At 65.5% G+C, this 16791-nt stretch carries 14 protein-coding genes; 6 read left to right on the top strand and 8 right to left on the bottom strand.

The genetic code is table 11. The features are described 5' to 3' along the window. The first annotated feature begins 33 nt into the window (after positions 1–33). The 4 genes from BRAS3843_RS38310 to BRAS3843_RS38295 all read left to right on the top strand — a co-directional run bounded on the left by BRAS3843_RS38310 (position 34) and on the right by BRAS3843_RS38295 (position 8016). Entirely contained in the window at positions 34–2850 is a 2817-nt protein-coding gene (locus BRAS3843_RS38310) for a DUF4159 domain-containing protein (RefSeq protein ID WP_008974688.1), read from the top strand. Positions 2851–2859: 9 nt separating this feature from the next. Continuing rightward, positions 2860–4923 carry a membrane protein gene (locus tag BRAS3843_RS38305; RefSeq protein WP_008974687.1) on the top strand — a complete coding sequence of 688 codons (2064 nt, stop codon included), beginning with the start codon at positions 2860–2862 and terminating at the stop codon, positions 4921–4923. A gap of 176 nt (positions 4924–5099) precedes the next feature. Next, a complete protein-coding gene (locus BRAS3843_RS38300) occupies positions 5100–5495 on the top strand; it encodes a DUF2946 family protein (RefSeq protein ID WP_008974686.1) in 396 nt (131 codons plus the stop codon). Between the two features lie 169 nt (positions 5496–5664). Beyond that, entirely contained in the window at positions 5665–8016 is a 2352-nt protein-coding gene (locus BRAS3843_RS38295; RefSeq protein ID WP_035984187.1) for a TonB-dependent receptor, read from the top strand. Between the two features lie 264 nt (positions 8017–8280). Here BRAS3843_RS38295 and BRAS3843_RS38290 read toward each other — a convergent pair whose 3' ends face one another. The 3 genes from BRAS3843_RS38290 to BRAS3843_RS38280 all read right to left on the bottom strand — a co-directional run bounded on the left by BRAS3843_RS38290 (position 8281) and on the right by BRAS3843_RS38280 (position 10367). Then, on the bottom strand, positions 8281–8793 hold the full coding sequence (locus tag BRAS3843_RS38290) for an N-acetyltransferase (protein WP_008974684.1): 513 nt from the start codon (positions 8791–8793) through the stop codon (positions 8281–8283). Between the two features lie 71 nt (positions 8794–8864). Beyond that, on the bottom strand, positions 8865–9797 hold the full coding sequence (locus tag BRAS3843_RS38285; RefSeq protein ID WP_008974683.1) for a glycosyltransferase family 2 protein: 933 nt from the start codon (positions 9795–9797) through the stop codon (positions 8865–8867). A 75-nt stretch (positions 9798–9872) separates the two neighbouring features. Beyond that, positions 9873–10367, bottom strand: coding sequence for an NUDIX domain-containing protein (locus BRAS3843_RS38280; protein ID WP_035984186.1), 495 nt, complete (start codon positions 10365–10367; stop codon positions 9873–9875). Positions 10368–10489: 122 nt separating this feature from the next. Between BRAS3843_RS38280 and BRAS3843_RS38275 the strand changes: the two genes are divergently transcribed. Next, positions 10490–11380: a metallophosphoesterase gene (locus BRAS3843_RS38275; RefSeq protein ID WP_008974681.1), complete on the top strand. Its 891-nt coding sequence runs from the start codon at positions 10490–10492 to the stop codon at positions 11378–11380. A 24-nt stretch (positions 11381–11404) separates the two neighbouring features. Here the strand turns inward: BRAS3843_RS38275 and BRAS3843_RS38270 are convergent, their stop codons facing one another. Both BRAS3843_RS38270 and BRAS3843_RS38265 read right to left on the bottom strand, forming a co-directional pair. Continuing rightward, positions 11405–12295 carry an alpha/beta hydrolase gene (locus BRAS3843_RS38270; protein ID WP_008974680.1) on the bottom strand — a complete coding sequence of 297 codons (891 nt, stop codon included), beginning with the start codon at positions 12293–12295 and terminating at the stop codon, positions 11405–11407. Positions 12296–12306: 11 nt separating this feature from the next. Continuing rightward, on the bottom strand, positions 12307–13239 hold the full coding sequence (locus BRAS3843_RS38265; protein ID WP_008974679.1) for an alpha/beta hydrolase: 933 nt from the start codon (positions 13237–13239) through the stop codon (positions 12307–12309). A 109-nt stretch (positions 13240–13348) separates the two neighbouring features. Here BRAS3843_RS38265 and BRAS3843_RS38260 point away from each other — a divergent pair, with 109 nt between their 5' ends. Next, entirely contained in the window at positions 13349–13957 is a 609-nt protein-coding gene (locus tag BRAS3843_RS38260) for a TetR/AcrR family transcriptional regulator (protein ID WP_008974678.1), read from the top strand. Here BRAS3843_RS38260 and BRAS3843_RS38255 read toward each other — a convergent pair. From BRAS3843_RS38255 to BRAS3843_RS38245, 3 genes are all read right to left on the bottom strand, one after another. After that, a complete protein-coding gene (locus BRAS3843_RS38255; RefSeq protein ID WP_008974677.1) occupies positions 13943–14488 on the bottom strand; it encodes a hypothetical protein in 546 nt (181 codons plus the stop codon). The genes BRAS3843_RS38260 and BRAS3843_RS38255 overlap by 15 nt on opposite strands. 193 nt (positions 14489–14681) lie before the next feature. Then, complete coding sequence (locus BRAS3843_RS38250; RefSeq protein ID WP_035984176.1) at positions 14682–14894, bottom strand: hypothetical protein; 213 nt, start codon at positions 14892–14894, stop codon at positions 14682–14684. A 28-nt stretch (positions 14895–14922) separates the two neighbouring features. Further along, positions 14923–16560 carry an isocitrate lyase gene (locus BRAS3843_RS38245; RefSeq protein WP_008974676.1) on the bottom strand — a complete coding sequence of 546 codons (1638 nt, stop codon included), beginning with the start codon at positions 16558–16560 and terminating at the stop codon, positions 14923–14925. Between the last annotated feature and the right edge of the window lie 231 nt (positions 16561–16791).

The raw sequence follows: 16791 nt of genomic DNA, 5'->3' as shown, positions 1-16791 counted from the left end.
CACCTCGGGACTTGGCACATCAGGATTTGACGCATGATGGGCCTGCCGCTCTCCTTCACCGAACCGCTGCTGCTGATCGGCCTGGTCAGCCTGCCGGTGCTGTGGTGGCTGCTCAGGATCACGCCGCCGCGGCCGCGGCGGATCGAGTTTCCGCCGACGCGGCTGTTGTTCGACATCACGCCGCGGGAAGAGACGCCCTCGCGCTCGCCCTGGTGGCTCACTCTGCTGCGGCTAATCGCGGCCGCGCTGGTCATCTTCGCCGCCGCAGGCCCGATCTGGAATCCGCGCACAGAGGCCGCGGGCAGCAAGGCGCCCTTGGTGCTGCTGCTCGATGACAGCTGGAGCGCGGCAGCGAGCTGGGATGCACGCATCAAGGCCGCCGACGAGGTCATTGCGAATGCCGACGCCGACCGCCGCGGCGTTGCGCTGGTGCCGCTCTCGGAGCCGGCCCGCGACATCACATTGATGCCGGCTGGAGCGGCGCGCGTCGCGCTGCGCCAGATCGCGCCCAAACCTTTCACCGCCGAGCGCGCCGACGCGCTGCCGATGCTCGATCGCTTCCTGAAAGCGACCGGGGACGCCGAGATCGTCTGGCTGTCCGATGGCGTCGATCCCGGCCGCGGCAGCGAGTTCGTCGCCGGTCTCGGCAAGACCATCGGCGAACGTCCGCTGACCATCTTCCAGGGCGGCACCTTGTCGCCGCTGGCGCTGGCCGGCGCGGAGAATGCCGCCGCGAAGATGACCGTGAAGGTGCTGCGCGCCGATCTGAGCGTGCCGGGCGGCATCGTGCGCGCGCTCGACGCCAAGGGTTCGCCGATCGGTGACGCTCATTTCAGCTTCACGGCCGGCGAGCACGAGACCGAGGCGAGCTTCGATCTGCCGGTCGAACTGCGCAACGACATCACGCGGCTGGAGATCGCAGGCGAGCGCTCGGCGGGCGCCGTGCAGCTGCTCGACAAGCGCTGGCGCCGCCGTGCCGTCGGCATCGTCTCCGGCGCCACCAGCGACACCGCGCAGCCGCTGCTTGCACCGACCTTCTATCTGACCCGGGCGCTGGCGCCCTTTGCCGACCTCAGGCTCGGCGATCGCGGCGCGCCGCAGCAGGTCATCAGCCAGTTTCTGGACCAGAAGGTGCCGATGATCGTGATGGCCGATGTCGGGACCCTGTCGCCGGAGCTGCGTGACCGCCTCAACGCCTGGATCGACAATGGCGGCGTGCTGGTCCGCTTTGCCGGGCCGCGGCTCGCGCAGGGCGACGATGATCTGGTGCCGGTCAAGCTGCGCCGCGGCGGTCGCACGCTCGGCGGCAGCCTGACCTGGGAGAAGCCACAGCATCTTGCGGCCTTCGCCGCCGACGGTCCGTTCGCCGGCCTGGCTGTGCCGAAGGACGTCACCGTCAGCCGGCAGGTGCTGGCCGAGCCCGATGCGGTGCTGGCGACCAAGAGCTGGGCGTCGCTCGAAGACGGCACGCCGCTCGTCACCGGCGAGCGCCGCGGCAAGGGCGTGCTCGCGCTGTTCCACGTCAGCGCCGACATGCGCTGGTCGGATCTGCCGATGTCGGGCGCCATGGTCGAGATGCTGCGACGGATCGTCGACATGTCGGGCTACACGGCGACGCCGGGTGCTGGCCCGGCGGGCGAAGCCGCCAAGGCGACGCTGGCTCCGCTTCATGTGCTCGACGGCTTTGGCGCGTTCGGGCCGCCGCCGTCGACCGCCAAGCCGTTGCCGGCAAATTTCCAGGACCGCGCCTCGTTGGATCATCCACCCGGCTTCTACGGCCCTGCCGAGGGACCCACTGCCGTGAACACGCTCAGCCCCGCCGATCGCATCTTGGCGCTTGATACATCGAGCCTCTCGGCGCGACGCGCGAGCTACACCAATGCCGAGCCGCGTGATCTGCGCGGCATGCTGCTCTCGACCGCGCTGCTTCTGTTCCTGATCGACGCAGTCATCGTGGCGCTGATCGGTGGCGGTTTGGCCGCGCTGATCCGCCGGCGCGCCGCACCGGCCGCGATCGCGGTCGCGCTGCTGGCAACCGGCGCGATGTTCGCGATCGGCGTCCCGTCGCCGGCGCGCGCCGACGCCGCGAGCGATGATTTCGCGATGCGTGCGACGTCGCAGACCCGGCTCGCTTATGTCGTGACCGGCAATGCCGACGTGGATTCGATCGTCAAGGCCGGCATGACCGGGCTGACGCTGTTCCTGGCGCAGCGCACCGCGCTCGAAGCCGGCGATCCCGTCGGCGTCGATCCGGCGCATGACGAGCTCGCCTTCTTCCCGCTGATCTACTGGCCGATCGTACCGGGCGCACCGAAGCCGCCGCAGGACGCGATCAACAAGATCGACGCCTACATGAAGCAGGGCGGCACCGTGATCTTCGACACCCGCGATGCCGTCGAGGCGGCGCCGGGCGACAACGGCTCGCAGACCCCGGGCATGCAGTCGCTGCGCGACATTCTATCCTCACTCGACGTGCCCGAGCTCGAGCCGGTGCCGCGCGAGCATGTCCTGACCAAGACGTTCTATCTGCTGCGTGACTTCCCGGGCCGCTTCACCACCGGCCAGACCTGGGTCGAGGCGCTGCCGAAGGAGGACGAGGATGAGAGCGCAACGCGCCCCGCACGCGGCGGCGATGGCGTCTCGCCGATTATCATCACCTCGAACGATCTCGCCGGCGCCTGGGCGATCCGCCCCGACGGTCAGGCGATGCTGCCACTGGTGCCGGGCGAACCGCGGCAGCGCGAATTTGCGTTCCGCGCCGGGGTCAACATCGTGATGTACACGCTGACCGGCAACTACAAGGCCGACCAAGTGCACGCGCCGGCGCTGATCGAGCGGCTCGGGCAATAAGGCTTCGACATGAATTACGGCATCGCGTTCACGCCCCTGGTCCCGTCGATCGTGCTGTGGCTTGCGATCGGGGCGATCGTCGTCATTGCCGCCCTGCTCCTGCTCGGCCGCTCCCGCGGCGCCTGGGTGCGCGTCGCGGCGCTGGCGCTGATCGCGCTGGCGCTCGCCAACCCGCAATTCACCCGCGAGGATCGCGAACCGCTGACGTCGGTCGCCGCCGTGGTCGTCGACAAGAGCCCGAGCCAGAATTTCGGCGACCGCTCCAAGCAGACCGCGCAGGCGCAGGAAGCCCTCGTCGACGCGCTGAAGAAGATCAAGGGGCTCGAGGTGCGCGTGGTCGAGGCCGGACAGGCCGATGGCGAGACCGACGGCACCCATCTGTTCGGTGCGCTGACCTCGGCGCTTTCCGACGTGCCGGTCGAGCGCGTCGCCGGCGCCTTTCTGATCACTGACGGCCGCGTGCACGACATTCCCGCCAATACATCGGCGCTCGGCTTCCAGGCGCCGGTCCAGGCGCTGATCACGGGACAGAAGGCGGAGCGCGACCGCCGCATCGCCATCACCGCAGCCCCCCGCTTCGGCATTGTCGGCCAGCCCCAGAGCATCAACTTCCGCCTCGACGATCAGGGCGTTGCCGGCGAGCGTGCCAAGGTGGTGATCCGCCGCGACGGTGAGGTGATCAGCGAGCGAACGCTGTCCAGCGGACAGACCAGCAAGATCGACGTCGACATCAAGCATGAAGGGCCGAACATCGTCGAGATCGAGGCCTCTCCGCTCGATGGCGAGCTGACGCTGGTCAACAACCGTGCGGTGGTCTCGATCGACGGCGTGCGTGACAAGCTGCGCGTGCTGCTGGTCTCTGGCGAACCGCATTCCGGCGAGCGCACCTGGCGCAATCTGTTGAAGTCGGATGCCAGCGTCGATCTGGTTCACTTCACCATTCTGCGGCCGCCGGAGAAGCAGGACGGGACGCCGATCAACGAATTGTCGCTGATCGCCTTCCCGACCCGCGAGCTGTTCCAGCAGAAGATCAACGAATTCCAGCTGATCATCTTCGACCGCTATGCCCGCCAGGGCGTGCTGCCGATCGGCTATTTCGAGAACATCGCGCATTATGTGCGTAATGGCGGCGCGGTGCTGGTCTCGGCGGGTCCCGACTACGCCTCCAACACCAGCATCTGGCGGACGCCGCTCGACTCGGTGTTGCCGGCCGAGCCGGTCGGCGTCACCGAGAAGCCGTTCTATGCGCATCTGTCAGATATCGGCAAACGCCATCCGGTCACGCGCGGGCTCGAAGGCGCCGACGCCGAACCACCGCATTGGAGCCGCTTCTTCCGCACGGTCGACACCCGCAATGCCATCAACCCGCCGGTCATGACCGGTCCCGACGGCAAGCCTCTGCTGCTGTTGTCGCGGTTCGGCGAAGGCCGCGTCGCACTGCTGCTGTCGGACCATATCTGGCTGTGGGCCCGCGGCTATGAGGGCGGCGGACCGCATCTCGATCTGCTCCGCCGCATGTCGCATTGGCTGATGAAGCAGCCCGACCTCGACGAAGAGGCGCTACGGCTCAAGGTGCAGGGACATGATCTCGTCGTCATCAGGCAGACCATGGCCGACACGGTGTCGCCGGTCACGGTGACATCGCCGTCCGGCGCCACCCGTGAGCTGACCCTGAGCCAGGGTGAGCCCGGCGAATGGCGCGCCACCATGCCTGCCAACGAGCTCGGACTGTGGCAGGCGACCGACGGCACGCTGAAGGCGCTGATCAATGTCGGCCCGACCAATCCGAAGGAATTCTCCGAGGTCACCTCGACGACGGAGACCTTGAAGCCGCTGACGCAGGCCACCGGCGGCGACGCCAAGCGGATCGCGGACGGGTCGGGCGTGGAGATTCCCCGCATCGTGCCGGTGCACTCGTCGACCATGTTCAGCGGCGACGGCTGGATGGGCGTGCGCATGCGCGACGCCTCCGTCGTCAAGGGAGTCGGCGTGCTGCCGATGTTCGCCGGGCTGATCGGGCTGCTGCTCCTGCTCGGCGCGTTCGCCGCGACCTGGCTGCGCGAGGGGCGTTGATCGCCCCTTGCGTTGTCAGGAGTTCGCGGCGTGGCCGTAAGATCACAGAACCAAGGATTCGGCGCGCTCCAGCCGCGCGCTGATTGACACTCCTCGACCGTCTTTGCGATGTTACATTATAACATCTGCCGGTGCGACGCCGGCCGGTCGGGGCGTTTGTTGGACTTTTCTTGGGAATGAGCTGGTTTCGCACGAACATCAGGGCGGCTTCGCTGCTGGCGCTCTTCGCGCTCGCCGTGCAGTTCACGCTCTCGTTCGGGCATAATCACTGGCCAGCCGCGCGGACGTCCTTCGCCGTCGCGGCCCTGAGCGACGCCGCAGCTCCTGTGGCCCGCGACCGGGATCTCACCACCGACCAAGATCCGAGCAAGCAAGACCGCGATCAGCAGCCTGCTGATGCCTGCGCGATCTGCGCCGTCGTCGCGATGGCGCAGGCCATGCTGCTGTCGCCAGCCCCGGTGCTGGTCCTGCCGCAGGCCGTGGCCTTCCACCGCGAGGTCGCGGTCGTCAGTGCGGTCCAGCCTGCAGCTGTCGATCTCCCCTTCCAAGCCCGCGCCCCTCCCCTCGCCTGAACTCCCGCCGCTTCAGACGCCAACGATCCTGGTGCGCGGCACCCGGATCCCAGCCTCTTGAAATTTGCTCCGTCGCTCGGCGACGGCAGGCGTGCCCGACTGCAAGCAAACTGTGTCTGGCCGCCTGGCTTAAGGGTCAGGACTTGGAATCATGTTGTCGAAACAATCGATGTCGGGCTGCAGCTTCGCGGCCATTGCGTGCGTGCTCGCGGCACCTGCGCTCGCTCAGGACAAGCCCGCTGCGCCGGCCGAATTGCCGGAGGTCACGGTCACCGCACCAAGCCCGATCCGGGCGCATCGGCCGGTCGTTCCGCATGCCAATCCCACGCATGTCGCGCGCGGCGCCACCAGCCGCCGCCGTCCGCCGCAGTCAACCCAAACCGCGGCTCAGACGACAGCGCCGGCCGCGCCCGCAGCCGGCCAGCAAGGCGTGCTGGCGGTCGTGACCAACCAGTTCGCCACAGTCACCGTTGTCCCCAAAGAGGAGATCCAGCGCTCCGGCGCCGCGACGCTGGGCGATCTCTTATTTTCCAAGCCCGGTGTCACCGGCTCGAGCTTTGCGCCGGGCGCATCGAGCCGGCCGATCATTCGCGGCCTCGACGTCAACCGGGTCGGCATTGTCGAGAACGGCACCGGCGCCGGCGGCGCCTCGGACCTTGGCGAAGACCACTTCGTGCCGATCGATCCTCTGTCAACCGATCAGGTCGAGGTCGTGCGCGGCCCCGCGGCGCTGCGCTACGGCTCGACCTCGATCGGCGGCGTCGTCAGCGCCACCAACAACCGAATTCCGCAGGCGCTGCCGGTCTGCCCTTCAGCGCCGTTCCAGAGTTATGGCCTGCCGGCGAAAGCGCCCGCAATCGACGGCGCGCCTTGCATCACCGCCGAGACCCGGACCTCGTTCAGCTCGGTCGACCGCGGCGTGCAGAGCGGCGTGCTGATCGATGCCGGTGGCGGCAATTATGCGATTCACGCCGATGCCTATGGCCGCAAGGCGGACGACTACGCCATTCCCGGTTACCCTTACCGCTTCGACCAGACCCGGCCGGTCACCAATGGCCGGCAGCCGAATTCGTCGCTGCGCAATGACGGCGTCTCGGTGGGCGGCAGCTATTTCTTCGACGGCGGCTTCGTCGGCGCCGCGATCACGCAGACCGATGCGCTCTACCATATCCCCGGCATCGACGGCGCCGATCACAACACGCGGATCGACGCGCACCAGACCAAGATCACGGCGCAAGGCGAATACCGTCCGGATGCCGCAGCGATCGAGGCGATCAGGTTCTGGCTCGGCGCGACCGACTACCGGCACAACGAGCTCGGGCTTGCCGATCCGGCCGATCCGAACAGCGACGGCGTGCGGCAGACCTTCAGCAACCGCGAGCAGGAGGCGCGGGTCGAGATGCAGCTGGCGCCGTTCAACCTTCGCTTTGCGACGATGACGACGGCGATCGGCGTGCAGGCTGGTCATCAGGAACTGGATGCGCCGAGCCCCGACAATCCCGGCTCGACCTTCAACGGCCTGTTCGGGCCGAACACCAACAACCAGGGCGCCGCCTATGTCTTCAACGAGTTCGCCTTCTCGCCGACCACCAAAGCACAGATCGCGGGCCGCATCGAACATGTCGAGCTGCAGGGATCGACGCCGGACTTCCCGGCCGACTATCTGCCGGACGGCAATCCGCAGACCAATATCGCGCGCGGCCGCGCGTTCACGCCGAAGAGCGCGGCTGCCGGGCTGCTGCAGAACCTGCCCGGCGATCTCGTCGCCAGCATCACCGCGCAATATGTCGAACGCGCACCGAAGCCGGCCGAATTGTTCTCGCGCGGCGCGCACGACGCCACCGGGACTTTCGACATCGGCAATCCCAACCTGACCATCGAGACCGCGAAGACGGTCGAAGTGGGTCTGCGCAAGGCGACCGGTCCGTTCCGCTTCGAGGTGACGGCCTACTACACCCAGTTCACCAACTTCATCTACCGCCGGCTGACCGGCGTGATGTGCAACGACGATTTCGCGTCCTGCGGCGCGGCTGACGCGACCAACAAGCAGGCCATCTACTCGCAGCGCAACGCCATCTTCCGTGGTGGCGAATTCCAAAGCCAGCTCGATGTCGGACCGCTCTACACCGGCATCTGGGGCATCGAGAACCAGTTCGACATCGTGCGCGCCACGTTCGACGACGGCACCAACGTGCCGCGCATTCCGCCGATCCGGGTCGGCGGCGGCCTGTTCTGGCGCAACGACAACTGGCTGGCGCGCATCAACCTGCTGCATGCTTTCGCCCAGAACGACATCGCCCCGATCGCGGAGACGCCGACGCCGGGCTACAACCTGTTGAAAGCCGAGCTGAGCTACAAGACCAAGCTCGATCCGAACGCATTCGGCGCGCGCGAGATGCTGGTCGGCATCGTTGGCGACAACCTGCTCAACGAGAAAATCCGCAACTCCGTATCCTACACCAAGGACGAGGTGCTGATGCCGGGCATCGGGGTCAAGGTGTTCGCGAATGTGAAGTTCTGATCAGCGCTCGCCGGTCCCGGGCGATCGCATATGGCTCACGGGACCGGGGCCTCATGGTTCTCCCGGCGATGCGTAGCATCGTCCGGAGACGCGCGGCCTTGCCGCGCCCTCACCATGAGGGTCTGCCATTTTGCCGCAAATCAAGCCCTCGTCCTGAGGAGTTCGCCGGAGGCGAGCATCTCGAAGGACGGCCGCAGAAACCGTCGGCCGAGTCTTTCCGCATATGCGATCGCTCTGCGGGCGATCGGGACCGGCGCGAACAGGCTATCGCGCGAAATCCCAATCGGGACGGACCGCACCCGACACGCCGTCGAAGGCGCCTGTGACCAGTTCGTTGATCAACAGGCGCTTGGGATCGACCGGACCCGGCATCGTCGCCCGGCCCTTTTCGATCGGCGTGAAGCCGAAGCGGCTGTAATACGGGGCATCCCCGACCAAGAGCACCAGACGATGGCCCTTGGCCTTGGCCTCGCTCAGCGCTTGCTCCATCAGCGCGCGGCCGATGCCGCGCTTGCGGAAGGGCGGCTCGACCGTCAGCGGCCCAAGCAGCAGCGCCTTGGTGTCGCCGAGGCAGATCGGGAGCTGCCGCACCGAACCGGCCAGCAAGGTGCCGATATGGGCGGTGAAGGACAGATCGAGCAGATGGTCGACATGCTCGCGCAGCCGATAGGCGCTCAGAACGAAACGGCCGGGCCCGAAGGTCCGCTCATGCAGCCGTTCGATCGCCTGCGCGTCGGATGGCTTTTCGGGGGCAATTGTAATGGACAGATCACTCATGATTCGATGCGGGATAGCATCTGGGAAAGGCGCGGTCCATGGCACCTTTCAACTCGCCGCGCGCGAGCAATTCAGCCCTTCGCGGGCGGCTGCGACAGATAGGCGAGCAGCTTCATCTCGCGCCGACCGCAGGTGACGGTATCCAGCACCAGCCCCGACGTGACTGACAGCAGCGCCATGATCATCAGGCCCATGGACAGCACGGCGGTCGGCAACCGGGGAACCAGGCCGGTCTCGACATAGGTGACGAACACGGGAATCGCGAAGCCGATGGAGACCAGCGCGAGAAAGATCCCGATCACGCCGAAGAAGCGCAGCGGCTTTTCAGAGCGGTAGAGCTTGAGGATGGTCCCGAGGATCCGGAAACCATCCCTCCAGGTGTTCAGCTTCGAAACGGAACCTTCCGGGCGCGCGTAATAGGGCGTCGCCACTTCGGCAACCGGCAGCGCCAACTCCAGCGCATGGACGCTGAGTTCGGTCTCGATCTCGAAGCCGTCGGACAGCACGGGGAAGGATTTGACGAAGCGGCGCGAGAACACGCGGTAACCGGACAGAATATCCTTGAAGGCCTGGCCGAACACCTCGGCCAGAAACCGCGTCAGCATCCAATTGCCGGTGCGATGCCCCATGCGGTACGCGGCCTGCTCCTGGTCGACGCGCAGTCCCACCACCATATCGAGATGCTCGCTCAGGAGGCGCTCGACCATGCGGGGCGCGCTCGGCGCATCGTAGGTCGCATCGCCATCGACCAGAACGTAAACGTCGGCATCGATGTCGGCGAACATCCGACGGACCACGTGGCCCTTGCCCTGCCGCCGCTCGCTGCGCACCTCGGCCCCGGCCTCGCGCGCAACAGCGACGGTGCGGTCCTTGGAATTGTTGTCATAGACGTAAACGGTCGCCGTCGGCAGCGCCGCCTTGAACCCTGTCACGACGGAGGCAACAGCGGCCTCCTCATTGTAGCAGGGCACCAGGACGGCAATCCGCATCGATGGTGGTATCATTGGCCCAACTCCCCTGGCAGGTAAGCCTGCAGCCCATTCGGTGCAAAAAGTCATAATGGCGGGGCGGCCACCGCACTATTGCGGGCGCCAGGTGGGAATGGCCTTAACGCCCTGTAGCACCTCGGCGATCCGCAGCCGCGTTCCGAGCGTCGTCTCCTCCGGCAGCGCATCGGCTGCGAAAAAGCCGCTGGCGATGATCTCGTGGTTGGGCTCCGGCAGCCGGTCCTGGGTGAAATTCTTAACGATATAAACGGCGACATGGTCACGGCGCGAGACGTGGCTGTTCAGGAAGATTCCGTGCAGGATCGCCTCGCCGGAGAGCGCAATCCGTCCCTCCTCCAAGAGCTCCCGCTCGAGCGCCTCCACGAAGCTCTCGCCCACCTCGACGCCACCACCCGGCAGGTGCCAGCCCGCAACATAGCTGTGCTTGACCAGGAACACGCGATGGTCGGCATCGAGCACGACCGCACGGACGCCGAGCGTCATCCCGCGGGCAAAGCGCCAATAGAAGTGGAACACGCCCCGCAACCAAGGCTCGAACCGCACGCGTAAATTGCTTTGACTTGTCACCGCCACATCCAGGTTTGGCGGTTATCCTTGCACTGGCGCCGCGACCTTGCCAATAGAGCCAGGATAGTCCGGACACCACCTCACGATCACCCCAGCGTTGATCGTCGACAGGCAAACCGATCATGGCAGCGTTCACGCTGGCGCATCTCTCCGACCCGCATCTGGCGCCGCCGCCGCATCCGCGTCTTCTCGAACTCGCCAGCAAACGGGTGCTCGGCTACATCAACTGGACGCGGAACCGTTACAAATATCACCGCCGCGATGTGCTGGATGTGCTGGTCTCGGATCTGCAGACCCAGATGCCGGACCAGATCGCAGTCACCGGCGATCTCGTCAATTTCGCCATGGAGGCGGAATTTCCGCTGGCGCTGGACTGGCTCAGGACGGTGGGCCCGCCCGATCACGTCACCGCAATCCCCGGCAATCACGACGCCTATGTGCGTCGAACCCGACTTCGCTTCGCGCAGAGCTTCGCCGATTATTTCGGCGGCGATGCGGATGCGGGCCAGGCGGCAAGCTTCCCTTCGCTGCGCCAGCGCGGACCGCTGGCGCTGATCAGTCTGTCCTCAGCCGTGCCGACAGCGCCATTCATGGCGACGGGCAGGATCGGCCCCGAACAGCTTGCAGCACTGGAGCAGCTGCTCACAGCGCTATCGACCGAGCCGCTCTTCCGCGTGCTGCTGGTGCATCACCCCTTGCGCTCGGCCAACCGCATGAAACGGCTGACCGATGCGGCTGACCTGATTGCGCTATTGAAGCGGCACGGTGTCGAACTGGTCCTGCATGGCCACGACCACATCCATTCGACGATCTGGATCGATGGTCCGGAGCGGAAAATTCCGGTGGTCGGCGTCCCCTCCGCCTCGAGCATCGCACACGGACATTATCCGGCTGCCGCCTATAACCTCTTCGCCATCGCGCGCGAGGGCAATCATTGGCGATGCGAAATGACCGTGCGCGGGATCAACGACGCGCTGCGTATGCGCGAGATCCGGCAGCTGCGACTGTTCTGAATAGCCGTCCGGCGAGACCAAGTGTCAGCCGGGTGTCGTCCCCGAAAAGAACGAAGCCAGCGCCGCGATCACTTCTTCCGGACGATCTTCGGGTTGAAGATGGTCTCCTGTGGTGATGATGCCCGTGACATCGTCGGCCCACGCCTTCCAGATCGCAATCCGCTCGGTAACGTTCTGGGCGCTTGAACACAGGACGAGAACGGGGCAGTCGAGCCTGCGGCCCGCTGTGCAATCGGCCTGATCGTGCGCAAGATCTTCGTCCAGCGCAGCCCGATAGTCCTCGCAGATCGCATGCTGCACTGCTGGGTCGCGGAATGCCCGATGATATGCATCCCTCGCGGCCGGCTCGATCACGCTGTCGCTGTTGGCGTTCATGACTGCGATGGCATGATCAAGGATCGCGTCCGGTGCCGCCGCAAGCAGGCGCTCCGGCAGGTCGGCCCTCTGCGCGAACAGGAACCAGTGATAGGCCTTGCGCGCAAAGTCGTAGTCGACCGCTGCCATCGCATCTACTGTCGGAACGACCGTCAGCGATGCAAACTGGCTGACCACGCCGGGATGATCGAGCACCAGACGATATCCGGCGCGCGCGCCACGATCGTGACCGGCGAGCGCGAACCGCTCATGCCCGAGCGCCCGCATCAGCGCCACCAGCGCCGCACCGACGCGGCGCTTGGTCCAGCGTGGCACCATGGTCTGCGTCCTGCTTGCGCCATAGCCCGGCAGATCGGGGATGATAAGCGTGTGATCGCGGGCGAGCGCCGGAGCCACTTTGCGCCACGCGATGTGCGTCTCTGGATAGCCGTGGAGCAGCAGCAGTGGCGGCCCGACGCCCCCGACCACGCCGGCGAAGCGAACCCCGCCGGCGTCGACATCGAGATGATCAAAGCCGGGAAAGAACCCTGGCGTCCTCATCACATTTCTCCTCAGCTCCGCGCCGCCGCAGTCACGAAAGCGGCAAGCTCGCGGTTGAAGCGCTCCGGCTCCTCGTAGAACGGACTGTGCCCGCTCTCGGCATAAACAGACAGACGACTCTCAGGACGCAAGGTCTTGATCCGCTCAGACATGGCCAGCCGCACCAGCCGGTCATGGCGTCCATGGGTCAACAGGATCGGACCGGCATAGGCCTTGAAGACCGGCTCGAGGTCGGGCGTCGCCGTTTTTACAAAACCCTCGCCCACTGCGCGCGCAGTCATGCCGTTGATCACGAGCATGCGCTGAAGCTCGACGCCCGTCGGTGGCTGATGGAAGCAGGCTGCAAGAAAGCTCGCCGTCTCGGCGGTACGCTCCGCCAGATCGTGCGATGTCGTCGTTCGCGCAAAAGTGCCCGCGAGCGGCGTCAGAAGATCGGGCGCAAGCTTGGTCACGGCATCGACCAGGTTCACGCCTGCGACCGGTGCCCCACCGTGGGATTTCAGATAGCTGCCGGCCACGAAGCCGCCGAGCGACCAGCCCACGAGCACGGGCCGCCGAAGCTTCGCCGCCGCGATGACGGCGGCAACGTCGTCACCCCATCGGTCAGCATCGGCGTAAGCCTCCGGCGCCGCCGGCTTGTCCGAATCGCCATGGCCGCGCAAATCGAACCGGACCAGGCGGAAGCCTGCAAGCGTCGCATCAGTGAATTGCTTGTCCCAGCTCAACCGGCTCTGCCGTAAGCCGTGGATGAACAGGATCTCCGGCGCCTGCGGGTCGCCCTTGGCCTCGCCCGCCAGCATGGTGCCATCGGTCGAGCGAACGACGAAGGGTTCAGGTGCGGCTCGCGATTCGGCGGCATCTATCGGATGGCCCACCGCGGCAAGCGCTGCGGCTCCCACCCCCAAAAGCAAGCCTCGTCGGTCGATTTGATCCATCGCACTCATCACGTCGTCCATTTGTTTAGTGTTCACTAAACATTAAGCGCTTGCGGTTGAACGTCAAGAGCCTAATTTGGCCGGCATGGTTGCTTCATCGAACAAGAGCGTCGAACCAATGGCCCGCGCCCGCGGCCGGCAGCCGACGTTCGATCGCGACGAGGCGCTGGAAACGGCGCTCGATCTGTTCTGGCGACACGGCTATGACGGGGTCAGCATTGCCGATCTGACCAAGGCGATCGGCATCGCTGCCGCCAGCCTCTATCACGCGTTCGGCAGCAAGGCGGATCTCTACCGCGAAGTGCTGCGCCATTACCGCTCGGTCCGGATCGGTGCGAAGGAGATTGCCGACGCAACGTCGAGCTACGACGCCGTCCGCCAGATGCTCGATCGCGGAATTGCCGCCGTGACCATGCCGGGCAAGCCGCTCGGGTGCATGGTGTCGAGCGGCATGCTGATGACGTCGGAAGAGAATGCCGATCTGGCCGCGGAGCTCAAGGCGATCCGGACGGCGTCGCGCAAGGCGCTGGAGCGGCGCATCGCACGCGATATCAAAGAGGGCATTCTGCCGGCGACGACGAATGCCGCTGCGCTCGCCCGGTTTTACATGACCGTCCTGCAGGGGTTGTCAGTGCAGGCCCTGGACGGTGCGAGCGCTGCTGAGCTGCGGCTCGTCGCGGCATCAGCCCTTCGAGCCTGGCCGGGCGCCCCGTCAGATCTGCTGTAGCGTCGCGTAGAGCGCGATCCCAAACAACGCCAGCGCGCCGAGAATGAAGCCGAGCAGGAACAGCCAGACGCCGCGGCGCCGGCGCGGCCTAGCGACGGCAGGCGCTGGCTCCCGGGACGGGCTGAATGCACGCTCGCGTTCGACCATGCGCCTGGCGACATAGTCGGTCACCGCCTGCACGATCGCGGCCGCCTCATGCGATTCCGCGATCACGATGCGGCCATTGCGGGTGTCCTGCACGAAACGATATTGCCGCTTGTCGCGGCCCATCGCGATATGCGCGACCACGTCGATCCACAGCCGCGGCGTCTCGCCCTGGCTGATGCCGCGATCGAACAGGTCGATGTCGCCGGGAATCTGCTCGAACAGCGGATCGAGCGCGTCGTTGAGGATCTCCAGCCGCGCCACCTCCGCATCGCGCAGGTCGACCACCACGCCGGTGCGATCGGCGGCCTCGATCCGGGCCTGCCGCAGCGCCTCGCGCAGCCGCAGTGGGCGAGATTCGTTACCGCTATCGGACGCCTGGGCCATGACCGGCTTCGTGACGTTTTTCAGGGAGGTCCACGCCGGCAGCCTAGCAGCAACCCAAGGTTCCGCAAACGCTTATTATTTCCAAGCACTTACATGAATTCCAAAAGGACGTGGGCGGCCCCGCCCGGCGTCAACCGGATGAGACCGCCCCGTCCTTGGGCTTTAACGTGGTGCAGATACCCGGCGAATGGCTTTAAGCGGCGGGCGCGCGCTGTGGTTCCTCGACGATCGAGAACCGGACGCCGGCTTTGTGCCGGTTCTCTTCCGATACCTCGCGCCAGCAGTCTTCGGCTTCCTTGCGGGACTTGAACGGTCCTTTGACCTGAGCCGAACCTTCCACGAGCTTGTGGAAGTTCATCGAGCCGAACTCACCGCCAATCACCCAGAAATTGCTGCCTTTGGTCATGGTCAGTCTCCTGTTAGCCGAATGGTTGCTAGCCGAACTGGTTCATCGTGTTGTGGGCGCCGCCAGCCTTCAGCGCAGCCTCGCCGGCGAAGTACTCCTTGTGATCGTCGCCGATGTCGGAGCCGGCCATGTTCTGATGCTTGACGCAGGCGATACCCTGACGGATCTCCGCGCGCTGCACGTTCTTCACATAGCCCAGCATGCCCTGCTCGCCGAAATATTCGCGGGCGAGATTGTCGGTCGACAGCGCGGCCGTGTGGTAGGTCGGCAGCGTGATCAGGTGGTGGAAGATGCCGGCGCGCTTGGCCGAATCCGCCTGGAAGGTGCGGATGCGCTCGTCGGCCTCGATCGCCAGCGGCGTGTTGTCGTACTCCGCCTTCATCAGCTCGGCACGATTGTACTGGCTGACGTCCTTGCCGGCTTCCTTCATCGCGTCATAGACCTGCCAACGGAAGTTGAGGGTCCAGTTGAACGACGGCGAGTTGTTGTAGGCCAGCTTCGCGTTCGGGATCACCTCACGGATGCGATCGACCATCTTGGCGATCTGCTCGATGTGCGGCTTTTCGGTCTCGATCCACAACAGGTCAGCGCCATTCTGCAGCGAGGTGATGCAGTCGAGCACGCAGCGGTCCTCGCCGGTGCCGGGCCGGAACTGATACAGGTTCGAAGGCAGGCGCTTCGGACGCATCATCTTGCCGTTCCGGTTGATGATGACATCGCCGTTGCGCGCGTTCTCCGCCGTCACTTCCTCGCAATCCAGGAAGCTGTTGTACTGGTCGCCGAGATCGCCGGGCTTGTGGCTGACAGCGATCTGCTGCGTGAGGCCAGCGCCGAGCGAGTCGGTGCGGGTCACGATGATGCCGTCCTCGACGCCGAGCTCCAGGAAGGCGTGGCGGCAGGCGCGGATCTTGGCCAGGAACACCTCGTGCGGCACCGTCACCTTGCCGTCCTGGTGACCGCATTGCTTTTCGTCGGAGACCTGGTTCTCGATCTGCAGCGCACAGGCGCCCGCCTCGATCATCTTCTTGGCGAGCAGATAGGTCGCCTCGGCATTGCCGAAGCCGGCGTCGATGTCGGCGATGACGGGTACGACGTGGGTCTGGAAGTTGTCGATCTTCTCGATCAGCGCCGCTTCCTTGGCCTTGTCGCCGGCCTTCCGCGCCGCGTCGAGGCTGCGGAAGATGTCGTTGAGCTCGCGAGAATCCGCCTGGCGCAGGAAGGTGTAGAGCTCCTCGATCAGCGCCGGCACCGCAGTCTTCTCGTGCATCGACTGGTCGGGCAGCGGGCCGAATTCGGAGCGAAGGGCGGCGATCATCCAGCCGGAGAGATACAGATAGCGGCGATCGGTCGTGCCGAAATGCTTCTTGACCGAAATCAGCTTCTGCTGTGCGACGAAGCCATGCCAGCAGCCGAGCGACTGGGTGTACTTGGTGGGATCATTGTCATAGGCCGCCATGTCGGCGCGCATCAGCGCCGCGGTGTAGCGGGCGACGTCGAGGCCGGTCTTGAAGCGGTTCTGCAGGCGCATCCGCGCCACGGCCTCGCCGGTGACGCCGTTCCAGGTCGGGTTGGTCTTGAGCAGCGCCTCGGCGGCTGCGACCTCGCTCAAATAGGACGCCGGCCCCTGGACAGCCTGGTCACCGATCCCGCGTGGCTGATAATTCATGTGCTCGATCCTTTTCGTTAGGTCGCTTCGCACACTCGACATTTTTGACAGTGCGCTGCGAAATGCGTGACCAGAGCTAAACGCGAATCCCGGAGCTTCGTACAGACAGCTTGTCTTTGAATGGTGATGTCATGTAACATCCTCACTTGTAACAAATGTCGTTTTGTAAATTTTGTCACAATCTAGGTCAGCAAAGCTGACCTTTGACAGGTGACAAACGGCACCAAGAGC

The sequence above is a fragment of the Bradyrhizobium sp. STM 3843 genome, assembly GCF_000239815.1.
GTDB lineage: Bacteria > Pseudomonadota > Alphaproteobacteria > Rhizobiales > Xanthobacteraceae > Bradyrhizobium.
The sequence above is the reverse complement of the archived record's forward strand: the minus strand, read 5'-3'. Positions and strand labels throughout refer to the sequence as shown.